Here is a 19,687-nt window from a genome sequence, read left to right as displayed (position 1 = left end):
GTCCTCCTTCGGAGGGATCCGGGTACGCCGGCCGGTAGGCGAGCCGCCGCGCTCTCCGGTGGGCTTGCGCGTCCATGGCGTCGTCACGCCCCTGCCGGGGGATGGCGTGGGAACCGAGGCAGGGCTGGCCGGTACGGCACCGCCAGCCCCGCTCAGTTTCCCGAAGACCCCAACTGTCGTGCCTCGGCGATCGCCGCGTCAACGGCCTGTCGGGTGGTGGCGGTGCGCTGGACCAGCATGACAAGCACCTGTTTGACGCTCTCCAGACCTTGTATCAGCGGCCCCGGCTGCCCACCCTGCAAGACCCCGACGACAAGCTGCTGCGCCTCACCGACCTGCGTGATCGTGGCGGCCGTCTGGTCACGGATGCCGTCGACCGCACTCTGGACCGGAGTCAGCCCGCTGATCGTCTCCCCCGGACTGGCCTGCTTCGGGACAGCAGCGGCCGCCTTCGCGGCATCACCGACAGCCCCGCCGAGGCCGCCCAGTCCACCCCGGATGGTGGCGATGGCCCCGCGAACCCGCGCCACACCGGCAGCGACCGCAGCGAACCCGGCACCCGCCGCCCGCAGCGCGACCTCCTGCGCCTGCTGATCAGCAGCGGCAGCGAGGCCCTGCGCGCGCTCGACCCCGGCCGACAGCGTACGTAGCTCCGTAGTGATTTTCTCGACCTGCGACACGCTGCCGGATTCCTCCACCTGACGACGAGAGCTCTCAGGAGGGTTGAACCTACCGGCACGGCTCCAACGCCACCAGACGTCGCAGAGCAAGTACGCGATCAGTGGTCGCGGCCGAGAAGGCGGTGGAAGGAAAGCGGTTAGACGGTGGGAGATCCCGGTCAGCGCGGCGATTCGGCCCCGCCGTGGCGTCGGGCGGGCCAGCCGAGGAACCGGTCGAACAGGTGCGTGACGTCGCCGCCGGCGCTCGGGGTGAGCTGGTGAAGATCGTCGATGGCCTCAGCGAGTAGGCCGGCCAGGTAGAGGAAGAGACCGACTGTGTTGTCGCGGTACTCGGCGACCAGTATGAGCCGCGCCCGTCCGCAGGGCCAGGGCTGCCCGCAGCGGCGACACAGCCAGAGCGGACGCAACGGCAGATGCTCCGCCGGCACGGGCCGGTGCTGCTCGGCCGCACCGGTCCCGTCCGTACTCATCGGCGGCGGTGCTTCCGTGCCTGTTGCTCGAACAAGACCCACCAGACGTGCGTCAACAGCGGTGGGTCGGCCGAACCCGGTCCCACCGCCGCCGGGGCCACCGCTGCGCGGTCTGTCGTCAGCTCGCCGGTCACGGCGTACCGCGACACGTACACCGTCATGGCCGGCCCTCGGCCGGTGCTGGCCTCGGTGCGGGGTGGGCTTGCCGGCGTACCGGCAAGCCCACCACTGTCGGCCAGCGGCTGGGAGCAGACCGCCGGTCACCCGCCCACGCAGCCCTACTGACGGTACGCGAACGGGGAGTCACCCTCGCGGTCGACGGAGTGCCCAGCGCGAGCACTTGCCGGTGCGTCGGGTCGCATTCCGACCTGTCGCCGATCGGCACATCCATCTGGGTCTCCCTGGCGTGACATTGCCGCTGGCCCGTCGGCGCGCCATGGGGGTCAGGATGGTCCTGGACCGTTCGCCGACGTGTTCCTGACGTCCACAATCGCTTGCGGCACTGGCCGGGAGACAGACCCAGCGTGGTGGGCCACGGTGGGCCTCACCGTGTCCCGCCTGAGCCAATGCGGAGAGGACTGGCGGTGCCCGCCCTAAAAGGCTCGGCTCAGAGGATGTGCCAGCGGCGGAGTTCCGACGCATCATCGACGAGGCCCGCGATGCGGTGGTGCACCTCGTCGGCGGCGTCAGTTCCGGGCCGCGACTTGCGAGCGTTGGTGGCGATCATCTGCAGCTCACGGAGCTGGCACAACTCTTCGAATCTCGGCCAGGATGTGGCATCCCAGCCGTAGGCGGCGGTGAAGCCGGCGAAGGCATCGGGACCGGGCGGGTCGAACCGACGGCAGTGGACAGCGACCGTGGCGATGTCCCACTCTCGGGGCCCGAGGGCGGCGCCGTCCCAGTCGGCCAATACGGGCGTGCCGTCGAAGCGCCGGAGCGCGTTGCGGACCTGCGGATCTGACTGAATCAAACTCGTGCCGCGGGGAAACCGCATCGCCTCCCAGCCTGCGGCCAGCGCCTCGAGCCTGCCCATCAACAGATCCTGTTCCTTGCCGTTGAGGATCTCCGAACGGGTGACGGCCCGCTCGATGCCGTGGATCGGTCGCAGTGCGGGCAGCGGCACCGGCGGAGCGGGCAAGTCGTGCAGGTCCCGGAGAAGGCTTCCGAGCTCGGAGAGGGTGATGGGGTCGTCGTATGCCGGGTCCAGACGCTGCCAGACCGTAACGGCGTACCCGCCCACCCGCATCGGCTGGGAGACGCCCGGATGAAGGCCTACCGTGGGGAAACCTCGGGCCACCAGCCAGGCGAGCACGGCCACCATCCCGCGCACCCGTTCCAGGTCATGATCGCCAGGGGCGATCTTGACGACCACGTCACCGACTGCGTAGACGGCGTTGGTGTGGTGCCGCAGCAGGACCGCGTCCGAGTCGGAATAGCCGAGGAGACGACACACCTCGGCGAGCACCGGTCGGGTGCGCGCCTCGACGAACATGGGGCTCCTAGGGACCGAGTGCGGCTGTGGTCCCAAGACTACGGGCGCGCTCGCGGCACGCCCGTAGGTAATCCGTCAAGCTGGCAACCTCGCCGCGCCCCTTTCTCTCGGGGATCGCCGTGGCCACGTCGGTGGCCCTGGTCAGGATGATCTCCGTACGCTGCGTCTCGGGCAGGTCCGCGACGGCATCACGCGCGGTCAGGGCCGCTTCGGTCGCCCGCCGGTCCTGCGCGAGGCACATCGATCGGTCCAGGGCGATGAGCGCCGCGTCGATCGGTACGGCCGGTATCGCGCCGTAGAGCCGCAATGCCTCGTCCTGGACCCGGTACGCCTCCACCGTGTCACCGAGCCAGGTGTATGCCCCGGAGAGGTAGAACAGCAGCCGCTTCGCCGGAAACCTGAACGCCACGTCGGTGTCCTCGTCGCCAGCCTGATCGAACAGCCGCCGTGCCTGATCGATGGCCGACCGCGCCTGCTCGATGGCGCCGATCCGGGCCAGAGCACGCGCCCGGCCCGCCGCCGCCAGGGCACCCGGCGACGATGCTTTCGACGTCACCGCCAGAGCCGCATCTGCCAGGGCAACGGTTTGGGTTGGATCCCCGAAGTAGTACGGCAGCATCGCCGCTTGGGCCCGCACGAGCACCCTGAAACGAGCATCCCCGCTGTCGTCCGCCGCGTGGATCGCCGTGCCGTACCACCGTCGAGCCTCGGACACGTCTCCGAGCCTCATCAACGCATCAGCGCACATCGTCGCCAGCAACGCCGCCACCCCGGACAGCCGGGACTGGAGTGCCGCCGGCTGCCGCCGAAGCGACAGCGCCTGGACCTCTCGGCAATCGGCAGCCAGTAGCGCAAGCATGATCTGCGGCGAGGCCGAGGGGTAGACCCTCATATGCTCGCCCGCAGCTTGTTCAATCAGCTCGAGCTGCCGAGGAGCGACACTCGCCGCTGCCAGAGCCTCGTCCAGTCCCAGTCGGAGCCTGACCAGATTGCTGACCTCGATGCGGGCGGCGGCACCGGCCGGCGATCGGTCCGCTCCACCCTCCACAGCCAGGCGGTCGGGGTCGCGAGGCACAACGATGTCCTCGTCGAGCCCGAGTCCCATGGCCGGACGCGGAATGTTCAGACCGGCTGCGATCCGTTCCAAAACCTCGTAGGCCGTGACCTGGCGGACGCCTTTGGCGATTTCAGCAGCGCGGTTGGGCGAGACGCCAACAAGAGCCGCAATCCGGCCGTATGACACGCCCCTGGCGTGGAGGAAGTGGAAGACCGCGGTGATGTCGCGCCGCCGCAGAAACTCACTGATCGGTCGACCGTTCCAAAGCCCCGAACTCCACCACTCAGGATCCACCTGTGCAGCCACGATTCACCCCGATCGAACGACGACCAGTTGCAAGCACAGCGCATGCGTGCCGTCACATCAAGTCAGCGACACGTCGAGTCGTTGGCGCTCACCTCAGAGTTGACCCATGCGGCAGCATCCGGAACACCACGATGGGGCCTCACCATGTCCCCATGGGATGAAGCGCAGGATCCGAGCGCCGCTAACCCTCCTTCCGCCGGAGTGCGCCTCCTCGGCCCTACCGTGGAAGACGTGGATCGGATCGCCATCATCGGCTGCGGCGGCAGCGGCAAATCCACCGTTGTCAGGAAGCTCGCTCGGATCCTCGACGTACCGCTGGTCCACCTCGACGCGATTTACTACGACGAGCGCTGGACGCCGCTCCCCAGGGATGAGTTCGCCGCCCAACAGGAGAAGCTCGTCAGCGGCGAGCGGTGGATCATCGAGGGCAACTACGCCAGCAGCCTGCCCATCCGGCTCGCCGCCGCCGACACCGTGATCTTCCTCGACCTACCCGCCGCCGCATGCCTGTGGGGCATCGTCCAACGACGGTGGCGATACCGCGGCGGCCAGCACCAGGCCAACGGCGTCTACGACCGAATCACCTGGAACTTCGTCCGCTACATCGTCAGCTACCGGCACACCATGCGACCTCGCGTCCGAAGCCTGCTCCGTCATCACGAGCCACACGTCCAGCTCATCACTCTCACCAGCCGACGCCACGCCGACAGGTTCCTCGACCGCGTACGACGGGAAAGACAGCCGGACATCTGACCCATGAGTCCATGACGACAGCCAGGCATCCAATCGGACGACGGCCGGGTCCAACGGCTCCCGAGCACCCACCGAGCGACCACCCATCGCCCTCAGACACGAAAAGGCCCCGACCCAGTGTGAACCACCAGGTCAGAGCCTATCTCGTTGGTGCGCCGCCAGGGACTCGAACCCCGAACCCGCGGTCCTCGAACATCGTGACCTTGAACTAGTTACCGACCATCAGAACTTGGCACTGACCTGTCCAAACGTCCCGGCAAGGTGATCACCGCTTGTCGCCGCTGGTCGACCGTTGGCAAGGGTTTTCGGGGGAAACGGGGGATGATTGCCCGTCACCCACATGGCCGGGGCTGATGCGTTGCATACCGCAGGTTGGTGCCCTGCCGGGGGCACGTAGAACATGGGAACGGGTTTGACCGACAGGGCGGACGCCAACGCGTCCGCCCCGTCTGTGTCGTGCTGGCGCCGATCGACGAGATGATCCACGCCGTGCTGGCCCAGTTCACTCTCATGTCCCGGATGCAGCGCGACCTCGTGGTTACGTTCCCACACGCCACAGAGTTGAAGGAGTTCACCTGCACCCGCGGCCGCCTGACCGATGCGTACTACGCCGCCGCCGGTTGGGGGCCGCAGCCGGCTGCCGCGCCTGGATCCGCTCGGCCAGCCCCTCGGGCGCCCTCTAAGGAGACGCACAGCTCACCGCAGTTGACGTCGTAGCGATATCGATCAACGACCCAACCGGCAGGTCAGCGTAGTTCCACGTTTCGGTGTAGCCGTCCTCCTTGGCTGTTAATGCCCGCGTGCGGCTGCTGCGTAGGCCATGAGCGACCAGGACGGCCAGGAACGCCTGCTCCCGTTCACGAGCCACGGTCGCGTCCAGTGGCGGTGAGACCTCGATCGGCTGCCATCCGTACCGGCGTAGCTTGGCCAGCCGGGCATCGGGCACGTTGGTGATGCCGATCTTGCGTTGTTCCCGGCCGTCGAACTCGCGGCGCAGCAGGTAGAGAAACCCAGGCTTGGCCGGGTTGTAGCCGGTGACGGCGCAGATTGGGCAGTTGGTGTCGCCGGCCGTCCGCATCGACACCTTGGTGGTCCAGGTGTGCTCGGGATTGTTGCGGCAGCGCCATCCGATTCGCCTGTGGGTGCCGGCGGTGAGCTGGTCGGCGGTTACCCCCTCGTTGAGTTCCGGGTCGAGCTCGGCAGCGATGTCCGGGAACCGGGTGGCGAGGGAGTTGGTCACCGACAGGCGTTGGCCGGCGCAGCAGGGACAACCGGCGTTGGCGGCGGTGCGGCTGGACACGACGGCCGGCCATGTGTGGTCAGGTCCTTCCGGGCATCGCCACCACAATTTGTCACCGCTGCCGTTGTTTACCCGGTCTCCAGTGAGCCCGTCGTTGAGCAGGGAGTCGAGTTGGGCGGCGATCCGCGGAGATCGGGTGGCGAGGGAGTTGGTGACCGACACCTGCACTCCGGCGCAGGCTGGGCAGCCGGTCGACTCTCGCCCCGCCCGTTTGTCGAGCGTCGCGGACCATTCGTGGTCTTGGCCCTTCGGACACTTCCACCAGACCGAGGTCCTGGCACCGAATACCACGTGGTCAGGGGTGAGGTCGCCGTTGCGGGTGGGGTGCCACTGGGCTGCCAGGTCCGGGCGCCGTGTTGCGAGGGAGTTGGTCACCGATAGCTGCAGGTTAACGCAGCAGGGGCAGCCGGTGCCGACGACAGTCCGCTGGTATGCCATCGTCGACCACTCATGGTCTGACCCCTGCGGGCACTTCCACCAGACCGGAGTCGTGCTACTTGTAGCCACCACGTCGGCCGGGGTGAGATCGCCGTTGCGGGTCGGGTGCCACTGTGCGGCCAGATCCGGGCGCCGCGTCGAAAGCGAATTGGTCACCGACACCTGTCGGCCGCGACAGGCCGGGCAACCGGCATCCCGGACCACGCGCGAGACTACCGGCATTGCCCATACATGATCCTCGCCCATAGTGCACCGCCACACAGCCCACAAGGAACTGCCGGCGACTACCTGATCCGGGGTGCGACCATCGTTGAGGATGGGATCGAATTGGGCCGCCAGACTGGGATGCATCACGGCGAGGTTGTTCGTCGCCGACACCCGCCGGTTCTTGCAGTACGGGCAAGTGCCGTCCGGGTTGCGCTGGTTCGGTGCGGCTTCCCATTCGTGGTTGGAGTCCTGCAGGCAATGCCACCAAACCGGTTTGTTGCTGTACGCAGTCACGTCCTGCGGCCCTTGGACGCCGTTGCGGGTCGGATGCCACTGCGCGGCCACCTCCGGCAACAAGGTCGCGAGCGAGTTCGTCACCGACACCTGGTTTCCTGAGCAAGCCGGGCAGCCGGTCCCGCCCTTGGCCGTCCGGTCCCTGGGCATCGCCTTCCAGATGTGGTCGGGTCCGGCTAGGCAGCGCCACCAGTGCCGACGGTTACTCCCGGCGATCACCTCGGTCGCGGTCAGCCCGTCGTTCAGTTCGGCGTCGAGCTGCGCGGCCACCTCAGGAAACAGCGTGGCGAGCGAGTTGGTCACCGACACCCGCTGGTTCACACAGAACGGGCAGGAGGATCCGCCGGTGGTACGTTCCACTACCCGTACTTGCCATTCGTGGTCAGGGCCGGCTGGGCATGTCCACCAGGCTCTCGTGCCGCTGCCGGCCGGGACGGTCGTCGGCGTCAGCGCCCCGTTCCGAGTTGGATGCCACTGCTCGGCCACCTCGGGGTACCGCACCGCGAGGTTGTTCGTTGCCGACGCCCGTTTGTTCGTGCAGTACGGGCACCGCGTACCGTCCGCGGTGCGCTGGACAATCTGCGTCTCCCACTGATGATGAGCATCAACAGCGCACTGCCACCACGCACGTTCGTTGCTGCCATACACCACCTGATCCGGGCGGCGGCCCTCGTTCGCGGTCGGATGCCACTCCGCCGCCACCTCCGGATACCGCGACGCCAGGGAATTGGTCACTGACACCCGCTGGTTCACGCAGAACGGGCAGCGGCTGTTCGGCCGGGTCATGTTCGATACGACCGCCGACCACACGTGGTCGCCACCCACTGGGCACAGCCACCATAGCTTCCGCCCACTCCCGGCCGTCAACGTCGTCAGGTCCACGTCAGGATTCTTGGTCGGATGAATCAGCGGCAGCAGCTGCGGAAACATGTCGCGCAACAGAGTGCCCCGTGCAAACCTGGCACCACGCGGCGACCGGTCCGCCGGCGTGCAGGCATCCAGGCGAGAATCCGAGGTATCCACGGCCGGAGAACCTACCGCCCGGGTATGACGTTCGGCGTTCGTCCTGCGCATTCTGTTCACTCGATCAGGTGACATAGGCCCCGAGCGCCGCCCGTCTTGCCCAGCAGCACGCCGGGTAGGACGGAGCCTGGATCATCGGACTGCGCTCGATGGGAATCGAGACCGTTCGCCCCGCAGTGCGTGAAGGAAGGCCGCGACTGCTCGTGTCTCTATCAACCCCGGGGTGGAACAGGATGACGGCGCTGCGCCAGGTGGCCGCCGGACTATCTGGCCCACCGTTTGTGCTGGTAGGAAGCGGCCTGTGATCCGGTCAGCTCCTGAGTGGTGTTATTAATCCGCGCGAGGAATGACTCGCCCTTTGCCCCTGTCTTCGTTAGCAGTGTGTATACCGGCTCGGGAGCCGGCGCCACGTCGATCCGTGCGACCGTGCGGTCGTTGACGGTGCCGAACCTGACGGTGACATTGGTCGTCACCGGCTTTCCGAAGTAATTGATCAGCAGCTGGGTTAGCCACTGTTCCCAGCTATCGGTGTCCTTCTTGGAGAACACGGTGAAGTCATCCTCCAGACCGAGGACGGAGCCGTCGTCCTGGACACCGACGAGCAGGGTACCGCCGTGACTGTTCATGAAGCCGGCGATCGTCTTGACCACCGACCACTCGATCGCTGAGTCCTTCACGCCGGTGGACAGGTTCTTCCGGCCAGTCGATTTGAACTCGACGACCTTGCTTTCACCCGCCTTGATCAGCGACTGGATGGCCTGCGCGACCGCCGCACCGCTCCGGTGTGCGGCGAACGGACTGCCGTGGCTGTCGCCCCGGTTCACCGGCCGGCCGGTCGCGGCTTCGATCTGGCGGATCAGCCGCTCGTAGCGGGCGTCGAAGAACGTTCCGAAGTCGTCTTGGCGTAGGGCGACCGGGTCGATGTCATGGCTCGTGATGATCACGTCGAGATCCTGCTGATCGATCGGCACCCCGGTCTCGATCGCCGCCAGATAGTGGCTAGGTGCGCTGCTACCGATGTAGCTCCAGGTCTGGCCGTCGATGGCAGTCTTGTTGACGATGCAGTTGGCGAACGCGGCGTCGATCTTGTTCGCGGCACACCACCTCTGTGGGAATACGTGGCGGATGTCGATCGAGTCGGCCATGTACGCCTTGGCGTCGATCGGCTCGCCGGTGCGGAAATCCTGGCCGCCCCGCTTCATCATGAGCGCGTAGAGACCCTTGTACGCTGCGCTGTTTCGGGTACGTAGGCTGAGCAGCCGCTCCGCTTGAAATTGGGACTCTCGCACGGTGCGTGGCTCGTCGCCACCGTCCTGGATCCAGGGGAGGACATCCTGGAGGTCGTTGGCGAAGCGGGTCTCGGTGGTTCCGCCATACAGTTCGCCCAACACGCCGCACCAGTACCATTGGCGCAGCTTCGCGCGAGGCCCCGCCGTGAACGCGTTTTCACCGAGCAGCGTGAGGATCGCGGTCAGCGGGACAAGCTGTGTGCTGTAGGGAAGGTCGCGGGCGCGGAAGATCCGCTCTCCGTGCAGAAATCGCACAACTCGGTCCAGGGTGTCAGTGACGGCGTCGGCCCAGCGCCGGTACTCGTCCACCGGAAGTGACAGCATGTCGCGCCGCTTCGCCGATACGGCTGGTACACGGTCCCGTGGGCCACCTCGGCGGTTCTCGGTCCGGCGGCCGTGGGTCCAGAGCAGCGTGACGATCTGCAGGAACGTGGTGGCGTCGAGGTCAGCGAGTAACGGCTCGTCGGACCACGTGGCCTGTCGCCGTTCCCAGTCCGGGCGCAGGCGGAAGTTCTCCGCAGCGAACGTCGCGGTCAGCAACTCGAACACCGTCAGCTCAACACCGCCGGTGTTGACCTTTTCGAAGACCTGGCAGACGGCCTCCTTGCTGGTGTTCTGGTTCAGCGCGATTCGTGGCACGCTGTAATGCTGGAACGGCTGGATCAACGCCTCGTGGAACCGTTTCCAGATCTGCACCTGCTCCTTCGGTGCCCCGGCGTCCAGATACGCCATCTGCCAGTCCGTGATGGCCGCCGAGTCGAGCACAATGTCAAGCGGGAACAGGCCCGCCCGTCCGGCCCGTACCTGCGCCTCGGTCGTCGATGCGTCGAGCACCACGTTGCCGCGGCCATCCACACGACGCTTGTCCGCCGGCAACGACACGATGGCGTCGCTGCGGTCGGCATCCGGGTCGATGCAGGCGTCAATGTCAGCGAAATACCAGCGGTCGACATCCTTCTTCCGCGCGTCGCAAGTCGGCACCGGCGCACCAGAACGCAAGGCCAGATACAGCGACGTTGTTCGCTGCTGCCCGTCCAGCAACAGGTACTTTGGGTCCGTCCTGAGTGTCGGGGTCGGAACCCCCTCCAACGGCCGCGGCTGGAACCGGACCTCCGCGTTGCCGGTCTCCAACGTCATCATCGCGCCGATCGGGAAGGATCGAGAAACCGACGCCAGCAGACTCACGATGTGGTCGTCGTCCCAGACCCAGCCGCGCTGGAAATCCGGCAACTGCAGGACCCCCTGGTGCGCCTGGCTGAGCAAGTCCGACAAGGGAACGTCGCCACTCTCGAAGGTCTTCGCCATCTCCGCCCTCCCACGACCTCGGCACCGCGACACAGTAAACGACCAACGGCCCCGAGGGCTGCCACCATCAATACGCCATGACCGGCCTTCAAGATAGATCCCGGGCGGCACGGTGGCGCCGTCGTCGTCGCCACCGCCTGCTCACCTGGTCGCATCCCGGACGCATCCGCAACGCGGCGGCCTTCGCTGCGCTGGCCGGAGCCTCACCGCTTCGGCGTCATCGGGCAGCACCCGCCGCGACCGACACAACCACGGCGGCTACCGACGCCTAAACCGCGCCCTCTACACCGTCGCCCTGGTCCGCGCGGGCCACGACCCCCGCGCCCGCACCTACATCGCCCGGCCGCGGGTGCGGTAGCGTCTCCTCATCGTTGCGGCCCACGATGGCGGGCCTGAACCATGAAGGTGGTCGCGCCAAGTGACCGTCGCTATCACTGAACTGCGTAAGCTTCTTCAGCGATCGGGCAATGTGTGTGCCTACCCGGGATGCACCGTCAGGCTGACGTCGGCGGGCACCGGCGCGGACCCGGCCGTTGTGGTGAGCGAAGTCGCGCACATCGTCGCCGAGAGCCCCGGTGGACCACGCGGCGATTCGCCCCTATCGGAGCCCGAACGCAACCGCTACGAAAATTTGATCTTGCTGTGCAATGTGCACCACCAGCTCATCGACTCCCAGCCGGCGACCTACACCGTCGAGTGGCTCTTGGAAGTCAAGCATGAACATGAGCGGTGGGTCGAGCAGCGCCTCGAAGGTATCGACATCGCCCGCCCCGCACAGGCACGCCGACCGGTAACTCCACTCCACCCGCAAACCTTCGGCACCGTCGGCACAGTCACCGACCCGGTCCTACTGGGAATCCACCGGGCGATCCCTCTGAAGACATCGGTGGAGGGCCTGGATTCTCAGCTACCGACCTACATACGCCGCGACCTCGACACAGACCTCCGCACGGCCCTTCGCGAAGATCTCAGCCGCGGGGGCTTCATCGTCCTGGTGGGAAGGGCAGCGTGCGGCAAGTCCCGCACCGCGTACGAGGCAATCAAGGCAGAGCTATCCGCGTGGCGGATCTTTGTGCCGTCTGATGCCGCCGAAGTCAACGGCCTTGCGGAGGCTGAAATCGGCGACGGGCGGATCATCGTCTGGGTCGACGAGCTCCTGCCTCTGCTCATCGACCCGGACCTTTCCATGCGGGCATTCCGCGATCTGATCAGCAACCCCGACCGCCCTGTCATCATCGTCGGCACGATGTGGCCCGAGCACCACGACCAACTCTCCGAGCAACCGGCGCAGGCCCAACCAGATCCATTCCAGGCAGCGCGTCGGCTGCTGAAGTTGGCCCGACGCTGGGACCTGCCGGCTTCACTGAGCGAGGCGGAATTCAACGAGACGAGGTCTCTCAGCGACGTAGATCCCCGAATCGACGAGGCGGCGCACTACGCAGTCGCTGGGCAGTCACCGATCGCCGTTCTGGCGTGCGCGCCAGACCTGATATCCCGATTCACGACCGCACCAAACTCGCCCGGAAGGCTCGTCGTCGAGGCGGCCGTGGAAGCCCGATTGTCTGGTCACTCAAAGGTTGTCCCGGCCGATCTCCTTCAACGGCTTGCCACAGTTAGAATGACTCCGGAAGACAAAGCAACCTCGCCGGCTGACTGGTTCAACGACGCGATTACATGGGCGCGCCAGCCCGTATGCGGCGTCGTCTCGCTGCTCAAGCCGTACGCCCGGGAAATCGGCGTCCTGGCGGGCTACGAGGTCAGCGACATCGTCGCCTCCCACGTCTGGCGGTCAGGTTTCACGCCACGCAACGTGCAAGCGAGTACCTGGGCGCTCCTCGCGGACACCACCGACATCGAGTCATGCCTGTTTATCGGGTTCAACGCCCTCCGTTCGGGACACGTCCACAGCGGGCAGAAGGCGCTGCGACACTGTGCGCAACAGGGCGTGGGCCACGCCGCAACGATGCTCGGACTGTCGTACCTCGACGGCGGCAACCTCGTTGAAGCTCTGACTTGGCTCACCACAAGCTACGACTACGGCGAACCCGATGCCGCAGCTCTCATCGCGGTCGTCTACCACAGCCGGGGCGAGACCGATGAAGCGCGGCGGTGGCTTACCATCGCCGCGGAAGCCGGCGACAGATCCGCGATGTTCGGCTTGGGGCAACTCCACGAAGACCAAGGCGACGACACCGGGGCATTCCACTGGTATAGGCAATCCCTGGATCGAGGGTTCGTGCCCGCCGCTTCTGGTCTCGGCGGTCTTCACGCCAAGCGCGGCGAGGATGAGCAGGCCATGGCCTTCTGGAAACGGGCGGCCGCAGGCGGTGAACCGATGGCGATGATGAATCTGGCCCGTTACGACCTGAACATGGGCAAGACGCTCGGCGCGGAACGGTGGTGGCGAGCAGCCGCAGAACTCGGCGTCGTCGAGGCCATGGGAATGCTCGCTGAGCAACTACTCGGGCACGAACAGCACGAGGAAGCCATGGACTGGGCTCGCAAGGCATCGGACGCCGGTTACGCGCCGGCATGGGGCCTGCTGGGACAACTGCTCGCTCAACAGGGTCACGTCGAGGACGGTCTTGGGTGGCTTACTCGCGGCGCCGAAGCCGGCCAGGTCAACGCGGTGGGATGGCTTGCCGAGCAACTGGAAGACCTCGGAGATCTCGAAGGCGCACGACGGTGGATGGCCAAACTGGCTACCGAATACCCGGAACCGGCGATACACGCCCGCTACGGAATTTTCCTGTACACCCATGGACACACGGACGAGGCGATGCCGTGGATCCGGCGGTCCTTGGACTCAGGAGACCCCATGGCCGCTAGGCTTCTTGGGATCGCCGCCCAAGTGGACGCAACCCTCCATGAGCTGATCTTCCCAGCGGCGGGAAGCACGTCGCCGCTGGGCCTCGTGCCGTACCCGGAACAGGGGCAGTGGACGCCCATCGAGCAAGGATGTGGCTGCGTTATCGGCTGGGGATGGGACCAGCGCTCCGATCCCGAAGCATTTATGATGTGGTGTGTTGAGATGACGTTAGCCAACTGTGTATGGCATGGAGCAGAAAGCGGAGGGTTCCCGGCTCCACCCCCGGATGCGACGATCTCTCTGGTTGACCGGCGCAGTGGTGTTGCTTACCTGACGCGCCGTGCCGTTGGGGACGACATCGAACTTGGACGGGAATTGACCCGGCAAATCAAGGAATTGATGACCTCCAGCAGGGGTGACCGCCTCGCGAGCGTACCTGGAGCGCTCCGCGACCACTTCGTCGAAGAAGGTTACGACCCCGCCGAACAGTGGATGCAAACACGGCTCACCGACATCGTGCTCAACCGAGGAAGCTCCATCGACTGGAATGCGCTACAGAGATTGAAAGGCTGACGTCTCTCGACGTGTCTACGTGATCTGCGTCGATGGTTTGGATAGGTCGGGGTGATGAGGTATCCGGCTGGTGGTGGCATGAACGCGGCAGCCCGGGTCCGGCGTGAGAAGGTCCGGATCCAGGCCCGCACAGGGTGAGGTGATCGTCAAGATCCACCGCAGCGCGGAACGCCACACTCAGGAAGTCCAGGCTTACCTCACCTGGGTCCCCGCCCTCGGTGACCGGGCACCCCGGCTGCTCGCGACAACCGACGACCCACCGGCCATCGTCATCACTGCCGTACCGGGCATCCCGCTCAGCCAGCGGCGGCTCGACCCCGAAGCCGAGCAGGACGCTTACCGGCAGGCAGGACAACTACTCAGGACACTGCACGCCGCCGGACCGCCCCACCTCGAACCGGACTGGACGGCCTGGCTCGCCGACCGAGCCGAGTACTGGATTCATGTCGCCGAAGATCGGATCACATCCAGCGACGGCAACGAGGTACGGGCCCACATGCGAGCACTACGAGAAACTCGCACCGCTATCGACCGTGCCGTGTCACCTCGACTTCATGCCTCGCAACATGATCTACGGCGGCGACGGCATAGTCCGGCTGATCGACTTCGAACACAGCCGCTACGACCTCGCGCCCCGCGACCTCGTACGCCTCGCCACCCGCATCTGGCCCCTCCGCCCAGACCTACGCGAGAGCCTCCTCAACACCTACGGTCCACTCACCGCTGCAAACGAGAATGTGATGCAGCACTGCGCACACCTGGACGCCCTGACCAAAGGGGTCAGGATGAGGTCGGCCTCGCCGAAGGCCCCCATGTCCCAACCGACATCGGCCCGTTGGGACATCTCATAGAGGATCCGGGCGACCATAAGATCACTAACCAGGCTGGATGAGCTCTCGGCAAGCTCAGGCTGTCTCCCTCATGGGCTGCCCATCGTGCAGGGAGGAGGACGTCGGGCCCTCCTGCCTCGGCAGGCTGGTCACCTTCTTCATGCGGGGCTCGCGCCCGAAGAAGGCCCGATACTTCTCCACGGTGCCGATCTCCTTGACGATCCGCTTCACCCAAGCCGGAGTGTAGGCGTAGCTCTTGAAAGCCTCGTTGTAGACGCAGTACCGCGCGTCGGTGTCACACGGATCGGAAGCCCCGGCAGTAGGCCGTACCGCGAGCCGCCTCCACATCTCGATGTGCTCGCGCTGAACGTTGAACTCAAAGGGCAACTGGCTTTCGACAAGACAAGCAACGCGACTGGGAAGCAGTTTGTCCTTGTCCGCCACCTCGACATGCCGATTCTTGATGATGACTGTGCCTTGCCGGCCCGCCTCCATCATGACCTTGCGTTCATCCTCGCTCAGGTCATCGAGCTTGACGAAGTCGATCGCCAAGTCGGCATCGGTCTTCGAACCGATGACTGGCACCAGCCGAACCCGGTAGTCGTACTTCAAGTCATCCAGCACAGCCGGATCGATGGCCGCTTCGAACTTCGCGACCAGATCGCGAGTGCCCTTCGGCAACTTCGCGGCAGTCGCTCGAAGCTGCTCACGTCCTTCGGCGGTCAGGGACTGGAGCGAGACGGGGAAGCGGAGTCGTTCGGCGAGGCTGAAGGCGCCTCCGAAGTGGCTAACCATCTCATGCTCGTAGTTCATGACAAGCGCCTGCGCCTTGCCGCCTGTCGCGACCTTCGCGTTGTGCTCGTATCGATGCTCTACCTTATTACGCAGCGCTACGAATAGCTCTGCGTTCAGCCTGACCGGGTCGCTGCTGTTGGGATAGCGCTGCTTCAAGCAGAATTCAAGATCCCACGCCTTCGGTTCGCCGTCGATCAACTTGTACTCGCCGGTCTGGGCGTCCTTGTAGTGATAGTCGATCTTTGCCTGGTGGAACTCAGCATGCAACAGGTAGTGCCAGGCCTTGTGCATGTGGGTGAGGAAGTCGCAGTAGTTGCCGCTTGAGCAGTTCCACTCGTCCACTGCCTTTAGGGCGTGTCGCTGCGACTCGGTCAGGATGTGGCGCCAACGGGCGTATGCCATTTCGTACGTCCTTCATGTCCAGCATGAAGGATCACACTTAGAGGCCGCTCAAGACAAGCGGAAATCTACCCTGGCCACGTACGGGGCGGCCGGCCATGAAAAACACGGAGGTGTCGCGGTCGCACCGGCTGACGACCCTGCAATCGCTCGCCGGCCAGACGGTAGGACGGCAATGCCCCTGCCGCACTCGACCGACAAGCAGTGGATTCAGCCCGGCCCGGGTCGTGGCTGCACAACACCGGCGCCACCCGATGAAGCTGATGCCCACGAGCACAGCGCCTGAGCCCGACAGCGCCTGAGCCGTCCAACGGCTCCCGAGCACCCACCGAGCGACCGCCCACCACCGAAGCACACGAAAAAGGCCCCGACCCAGTGTGAACCACCAGGTCAGGGCCTATCTCGTTGGTGCGCCGCCAGGGACTCGAACCCCGAACCCCGCGGATTAAGAGTCCGCTGCTCTGCCAGTTGAGCTAGCGGCGCTCGCCGACAACGGGACGAGACGGTGGCACGCCCGGCCGCCGCCCCGAACAAGCATTACCGCAGCGTCAGCGTGACCTGCCCGGTCGCGGCCCCGGACGGGTCCACCACCAGGGCGTACGTGCCGGAGGCCGGCAGGACTGTCGGCCCGATGTCGCCGGCGCCGTTGACCACGCAGCCGCTGGTGATCGGGCTGCCATCGGGGGCGCGTAGTTCCAGTACGCCACACTGGTCGGGTAGGTCGGAGGCGGTCGCGGTCAGCCGCACCGACGTGCCGGCGCTGGCGATGAACCGGTAGGTGGTGACCGCGCCGGGTTGGTCGACGGTGGCGACGACCTGTGGCCCGCCGACGGTGATCGTCGCCGCCCGGTCGCGGCTGCTGACCAGCCGCAGTGTGGTCGCGCCGGTGCCGCGTCCGGTCGGGTCGACCACCACTGTGTACGTCCCGTCGGCGGGCAGCAGCGTGCCGTCGATCTCGCCGACGCCGTTGATCACGCAGCCGCTGTGCAGCAGCCGGCCCTCGGTGTCGCGTAGTTCCAGCGGGGAGCACTGGTCGGTAAGTGTGCTCGTGGGCACCTCGACGAAGACGCGCTCACCCTGCCTCCCGGTGAACCGGTACCGGGCCCGCGCGCCGGGCTGGTCCAGGGTCGCGGTGACCGCCGGGCCGTTCGCCTGCAGCGTGCCGTCCACGTCCCGAGCCGCGTACACACCGACGGCGGCCCGTCCGGTGTCGCCGGGGGCGGCGATGACCCGCACGGTGTACGTGCCGGTGGCGGTGAGGTCGACGCGGTCGATGTGCCCGACGCCGTTGATGTTGCAGCCGCTCGCGATCTCCCGGCCGGTCGGGTCGATGAGCGTGTACGGCGAGCAGCGGTTGGCGATCCCGGGCGCGGTGGCGTCGACGAAGACGGCGTCACCGGCCCGGCCGGGGAACGTCAGCGGCGCCCCGCCGGGGGTCAGGCTGGCGGTCGCCACGGGCACGGCGGTGATCGGCGTGGTGGCGGGCGGGACGACCCGTTCGGTGGTGGCGCCGGCCACCGCGAACTCGGGTCGGCCGCTGACCGCGACGTCGAAGACGCACTCGGTGAGTTGGGCGGGGGCCGTGACGCCGGCCCACCGGCAGATCTGCTCGGCCGTGGCGCGGCGGGCCGGGTCGAGGTCGCCGACCGTGACCTCCCGTTCGGGGAAGGAGCGATCGGTGAACGTGCCGGTGTCCTGCCCGTCGTCGTAGTGCAGCAGCGATCGGTCCGGGGTGATCCGCCAACTGTCCGCGTACGTCGGGTAGAGCTGCGCGAACGGCACCGGTTGGGTGAGCGCGGTCCCGGAGGAGGACTCGATGTCGTCGGTCGGGTCGCCGTCGAAGTCGCCGAGCAGGCCGCGTACCTTCCCGGCCCGGCCGTCGGCGAGCTTGACCAGCACCCGGTAGCCGTAGTGGCCGATCTGGTCCACCGCCGCCGCGGAGCCGTCCGGCCACGTCACGTCGTACCCGTCGGTGGGCCCGGTGTCGGAGGGACGGCGGGTGAGGGTGCCGCCGCCGGGCAGGTCGGTGCGTTCCGGCGGCGCGGCAAGTGGTGCGCCGTCGACGTGCGCCCGGGTGCCGCCGTCGGTGAGCGTGAGCGCGACCCGGTGGGCGCCGACCCGGAACGCGACAGCCGAGTTGACCGAGGCGGCCCGGCTGCCGGCCATCGGCGCCTGTCGGACCTGCACCTCCAGCGGGTCGTTGCCGGTGGCGGTGACAAGCGTGAACTCGCCGACGGCCTGGAAGTCGTAGGCGACCCGGTCGAACGTGACCAGGTGCGGGTCGCCGTTGCTGCCGCCGCAGTTCGCGCCCTCCTCGCAGAGTTTCACCGGACCCTTCTGCGGGGGCGTCTTCTTCGCCGGTTTCCTGCACTCGTCGAGGTTCTTCGGCAGCTGCTTCCCGTCGTACTCGGTGCGTGGCGGCAGTCCCTTCGCCGTCCGGTAGCGGTTCTCCGCGAGTGTCGCCTTCACCTCGGCGGTGCGGATGCCGGTGCCGCCGCAGTCGCCCTGCGGAACCTTGCCCTGGGAGATGTCGTCGGCGTGGTTCAGCTCGTGGTAGAGCGCGGCGCAGGGGTCCCGGGACACGCCGTCCCCGTACGGGTCGACGGAGGTCGGATTCCAGGTGACAGTCGAGGAGCCCTTCCCGTCGGGGCTGTCCGGGGTCTCGAACGCTCCCGAGCCGCCGGGGGTCGGAATGATCCGAACCCGGGGAGACTTCTTGTCCCGCAGCCGTGGCAGCAGGCCGGACGGGTCTCCGCCGGGCGCGGCGAACCCCTTCAGGCAGTTGTCGACAGCGCTCTGGAAGTCGACGCCGCTGACCGGCACGCCACCGGTCGGGTCGACAGCGTAGTCGGCACGGGCCGGGCGGGAGCCGCCGACGACAAGCGCGCCGGCGGACACCAGCGACAGGACCACCGCGGCGGCGGTCAGCCGGCGGTGGCGCGTCCGCAGCAGGACCATCACCAGCGCGACGCCGAGCAGCGCCAGCAGCAGCCCTCCGCCGGCCAGCCACAGCCAGCGCCGTCCGGTCGGGCCGCCGCCGTCGCCAACGGTGAAGGTGGCGCTGCGCAGTGTGGTCCCGCCCGCGCAGAGGCTTGTCGCGCCGGTCACCGGCAGTGGCAGGTAGCCGGCGGTCACCTCGTACCGGCCGGGCGCGCCGACCGGCCAGAGCGTGTCCAGTCCACCGCCGTCCGGGGTGGCGGCCACCGAGCGGAGCAGCACCGCGTCGGGCGTGTCACCGTCGTGCAGGCGTACGCCGGTCAGGCTCACCGTCGTTGCCGCACCGGCTTCCACGGTGGTGAGACCGGCGGTGGCGGCAGCACCGATGCCGTCGTCGTGGAAACTGCGGGCCAGCGTCGGCGTGAGGTCGCGCCCGTCGAGGCGTACCCCGGTCACCTGGACGGTGCCGACGGCGCTGGTCGGCAGCGCGCACGCCGCGTCGGTGGTGTTCGTGACAGTGAGGTCGAGACGGACCTGGTCGCCGGCCCGGTAGACGGCCTGGCCGGGCCGCAGGGCCAGGCCGAGGCCGCCGTCGGCGGGGGCCGCGGCGGCGCTCACCGTGCCGGCGGCCAGGGCGCTCAGCAGTACGGGAAATGTGGCCGCGAGTCGCACCGTCCACCTCATGGTGCGGACTGTAGGGGCGCGACGGCCGGTCTCCGCACGCTCTGTC

General features: G+C 67.1%; 13 protein-coding genes, 1 tRNA gene and 2 pseudogenes. 6 read left to right on the top strand and 10 right to left on the bottom strand.

Going from position 1 to position 19,687, the window contains the following annotated elements; genetic code table 11:
* Window positions 1-152: 152 nt before the first annotated feature.
* The 3 genes from AB0B86_RS15300 to amcA all read right to left on the bottom strand — a co-directional run bounded on the left by AB0B86_RS15300 (window position 153) and on the right by amcA (window position 1,311).
* Window positions 153-680, bottom strand: a complete 528-nt coding sequence (locus AB0B86_RS15300; RefSeq protein ID WP_357418406.1) for a DUF6244 family protein — start codon at window positions 678-680, stop codon at window positions 153-155.
* A 158-nt stretch (window positions 681-838) separates the two neighbouring features.
* Window positions 839-1,150, bottom strand: coding sequence for a hypothetical protein (locus tag AB0B86_RS15295; RefSeq protein ID WP_357418308.1), 312 nt, complete (start codon window positions 1,148-1,150; stop codon window positions 839-841).
* Entirely contained in the window at window positions 1,147-1,311 is a 165-nt protein-coding gene (gene amcA, locus AB0B86_RS15290; protein ID WP_357418306.1) for a multiple cyclophane-containing RiPP AmcA, read from the bottom strand. The genes AB0B86_RS15295 and amcA overlap by 4 nt, the downstream gene beginning before the upstream one ends.
* Between amcA and AB0B86_RS15285 the strand changes: the two genes are divergently transcribed.
* The gene (locus AB0B86_RS15285) at window positions 1,310-1,435 is read left to right on the top strand and encodes a hypothetical protein (RefSeq protein ID WP_357418304.1); all 126 of its coding nucleotides are present in this window, start codon (window positions 1,310-1,312) and stop codon (window positions 1,433-1,435) included. The genes amcA and AB0B86_RS15285 overlap by 2 nt on opposite strands.
* 322 nt (window positions 1,436-1,757) lie before the next feature.
* Here the strand turns inward: AB0B86_RS15285 and AB0B86_RS15280 are convergent, their stop codons facing one another.
* Window positions 1,758-2,642 (bottom strand): phosphotransferase, encoded by an 885-nt coding sequence (locus AB0B86_RS15280; protein WP_357418302.1) that lies wholly within the window; start codon window positions 2,640-2,642, stop codon window positions 1,758-1,760.
* 7 nt (window positions 2,643-2,649) lie between these two features.
* The gene (locus AB0B86_RS15275) at window positions 2,650-4,005 is read right to left on the bottom strand and encodes a hypothetical protein (RefSeq protein WP_357418299.1); all 1,356 of its coding nucleotides are present in this window, start codon (window positions 4,003-4,005) and stop codon (window positions 2,650-2,652) included.
* Between the two features lie 231 nt (window positions 4,006-4,236).
* Here AB0B86_RS15275 and AB0B86_RS15270 point away from each other — a divergent pair, with 231 nt between their 5' ends.
* Window positions 4,237-4,758 carry a topology modulation protein gene (locus tag AB0B86_RS15270; RefSeq protein ID WP_357418297.1) on the top strand — a complete coding sequence of 174 codons (522 nt, stop codon included), beginning with the start codon at window positions 4,237-4,239 and terminating at the stop codon, window positions 4,756-4,758.
* Between the two features lie 679 nt (window positions 4,759-5,437).
* On the opposite strand, the gene AB0B86_RS15265 is transcribed toward AB0B86_RS15270, so the two are convergent.
* Window positions 5,438-7,927 (bottom strand): zinc-ribbon domain-containing protein, encoded by a 2,490-nt coding sequence (locus AB0B86_RS15265; RefSeq protein WP_357418295.1) that lies wholly within the window; start codon window positions 7,925-7,927, stop codon window positions 5,438-5,440.
* Window positions 7,928-8,283: 356 nt separating this feature from the next.
* On the bottom strand, window positions 8,284-10,614 hold the full coding sequence (locus AB0B86_RS15260; protein WP_357418292.1) for a DUF262 domain-containing protein: 2,331 nt from the start codon (window positions 10,612-10,614) through the stop codon (window positions 8,284-8,286).
* A 146-nt stretch (window positions 10,615-10,760) separates the two neighbouring features.
* Between AB0B86_RS15260 and AB0B86_RS15255 the strand changes: the two are divergent.
* From AB0B86_RS15255 to AB0B86_RS15240, 4 genes and pseudogenes are all read left to right on the top strand, one after another.
* Window positions 10,761-10,930, top strand: a pseudogene (locus AB0B86_RS15255) (transposase); the annotation flags it as partial.
* A gap of 102 nt (window positions 10,931-11,032) precedes the next feature.
* Window positions 11,033-13,996 (top strand): hypothetical protein, encoded by a 2,964-nt coding sequence (locus tag AB0B86_RS15250; protein WP_357418290.1) that lies wholly within the window; start codon window positions 11,033-11,035, stop codon window positions 13,994-13,996.
* Between the two features lie 103 nt (window positions 13,997-14,099).
* Window positions 14,100-14,468, top strand: a pseudogene (locus AB0B86_RS15245) (phosphotransferase); the annotation flags it as partial.
* Window positions 14,440-14,847 carry a phosphotransferase gene (locus tag AB0B86_RS15240; RefSeq protein ID WP_357418287.1) on the top strand — a complete coding sequence of 136 codons (408 nt, stop codon included), beginning with the start codon at window positions 14,440-14,442 and terminating at the stop codon, window positions 14,845-14,847. The pseudogene AB0B86_RS15245 and the gene AB0B86_RS15240, both read left to right, overlap by 29 nt.
* Before the next feature lie 54 nt (window positions 14,848-14,901).
* On the opposite strand, the gene AB0B86_RS15235 is transcribed toward AB0B86_RS15240, so the two are convergent.
* The 3 genes from AB0B86_RS15235 to AB0B86_RS15225 all read right to left on the bottom strand — a co-directional run bounded on the left by AB0B86_RS15235 (window position 14,902) and on the right by AB0B86_RS15225 (window position 19,641).
* Window positions 14,902-16,023: a DUF3644 domain-containing protein gene (locus tag AB0B86_RS15235; RefSeq protein WP_357418285.1), complete on the bottom strand. Its 1,122-nt coding sequence runs from the start codon at window positions 16,021-16,023 to the stop codon at window positions 14,902-14,904.
* A 403-nt stretch (window positions 16,024-16,426) separates the two neighbouring features.
* Window positions 16,427-16,503, bottom strand: a tRNA-Lys gene (locus tag AB0B86_RS15230).
* A 54-nt stretch (window positions 16,504-16,557) separates the two neighbouring features.
* A complete protein-coding gene (locus AB0B86_RS15225) occupies window positions 16,558-19,641 on the bottom strand; it encodes a VWD domain-containing protein (protein ID WP_357418283.1) in 3,084 nt (1,027 codons plus the stop codon).
* Window positions 19,642-19,687: the final 46 nt, after the last annotated feature.

Origin of the sequence: Micromonospora sp. NPDC049047 (genome assembly GCF_040649135.1) — a bacterium.
Classification (GTDB): domain Bacteria; phylum Actinomycetota; class Actinomycetes; order Mycobacteriales; family Micromonosporaceae; genus Micromonospora.
This window is presented reverse-complemented; position numbering and strand designations above follow the sequence as displayed.

What these genes read in the sequence shown, in the direction of transcription:
- AB0B86_RS15235 (WP_357418285.1), bottom strand. Translation starts at nt 16,023, where the DNA reads ATGGCATACGCCCGTTGGCGCCACATCCTGACCGAGTCGCAGCGACAC.
- AB0B86_RS15225 (WP_357418283.1), bottom strand. Translation starts at nt 19,641, where the DNA reads ATGAGGTGGACGGTGCGACTCGCGGCCACATTTCCCGTACTGCTGAGC.
- AB0B86_RS15265 (WP_357418295.1), bottom strand. Translation starts at nt 7,927, where the DNA reads ATGTTTCCGCAGCTGCTGCCGCTGATTCATCCGACCAAGAATCCTGAC.
- AB0B86_RS15240 (WP_357418287.1), top strand. Translation starts at nt 14,440, where the DNA reads ATGTCGCCGAAGATCGGATCACATCCAGCGACGGCAACGAGGTACGGG.
- AB0B86_RS15280 (WP_357418302.1), bottom strand. Translation starts at nt 2,642, where the DNA reads ATGTTCGTCGAGGCGCGCACCCGACCGGTGCTCGCCGAGGTGTGTCGT.
- AB0B86_RS15260 (WP_357418292.1), bottom strand. Translation starts at nt 10,614, where the DNA reads ATGGCGAAGACCTTCGAGAGTGGCGACGTTCCCTTGTCGGACTTGCTC.
- AB0B86_RS15295 (WP_357418308.1), bottom strand. Translation starts at nt 1,150, where the DNA reads ATGAGTACGGACGGGACCGGTGCGGCCGAGCAGCACCGGCCCGTGCCG.
- AB0B86_RS15285 (WP_357418304.1), top strand. Translation starts at nt 1,310, where the DNA reads ATGGCCGGCCCTCGGCCGGTGCTGGCCTCGGTGCGGGGTGGGCTTGCC.
- amcA (WP_357418306.1), bottom strand. Translation starts at nt 1,311, where the DNA reads ATGACGGTGTACGTGTCGCGGTACGCCGTGACCGGCGAGCTGACGACA.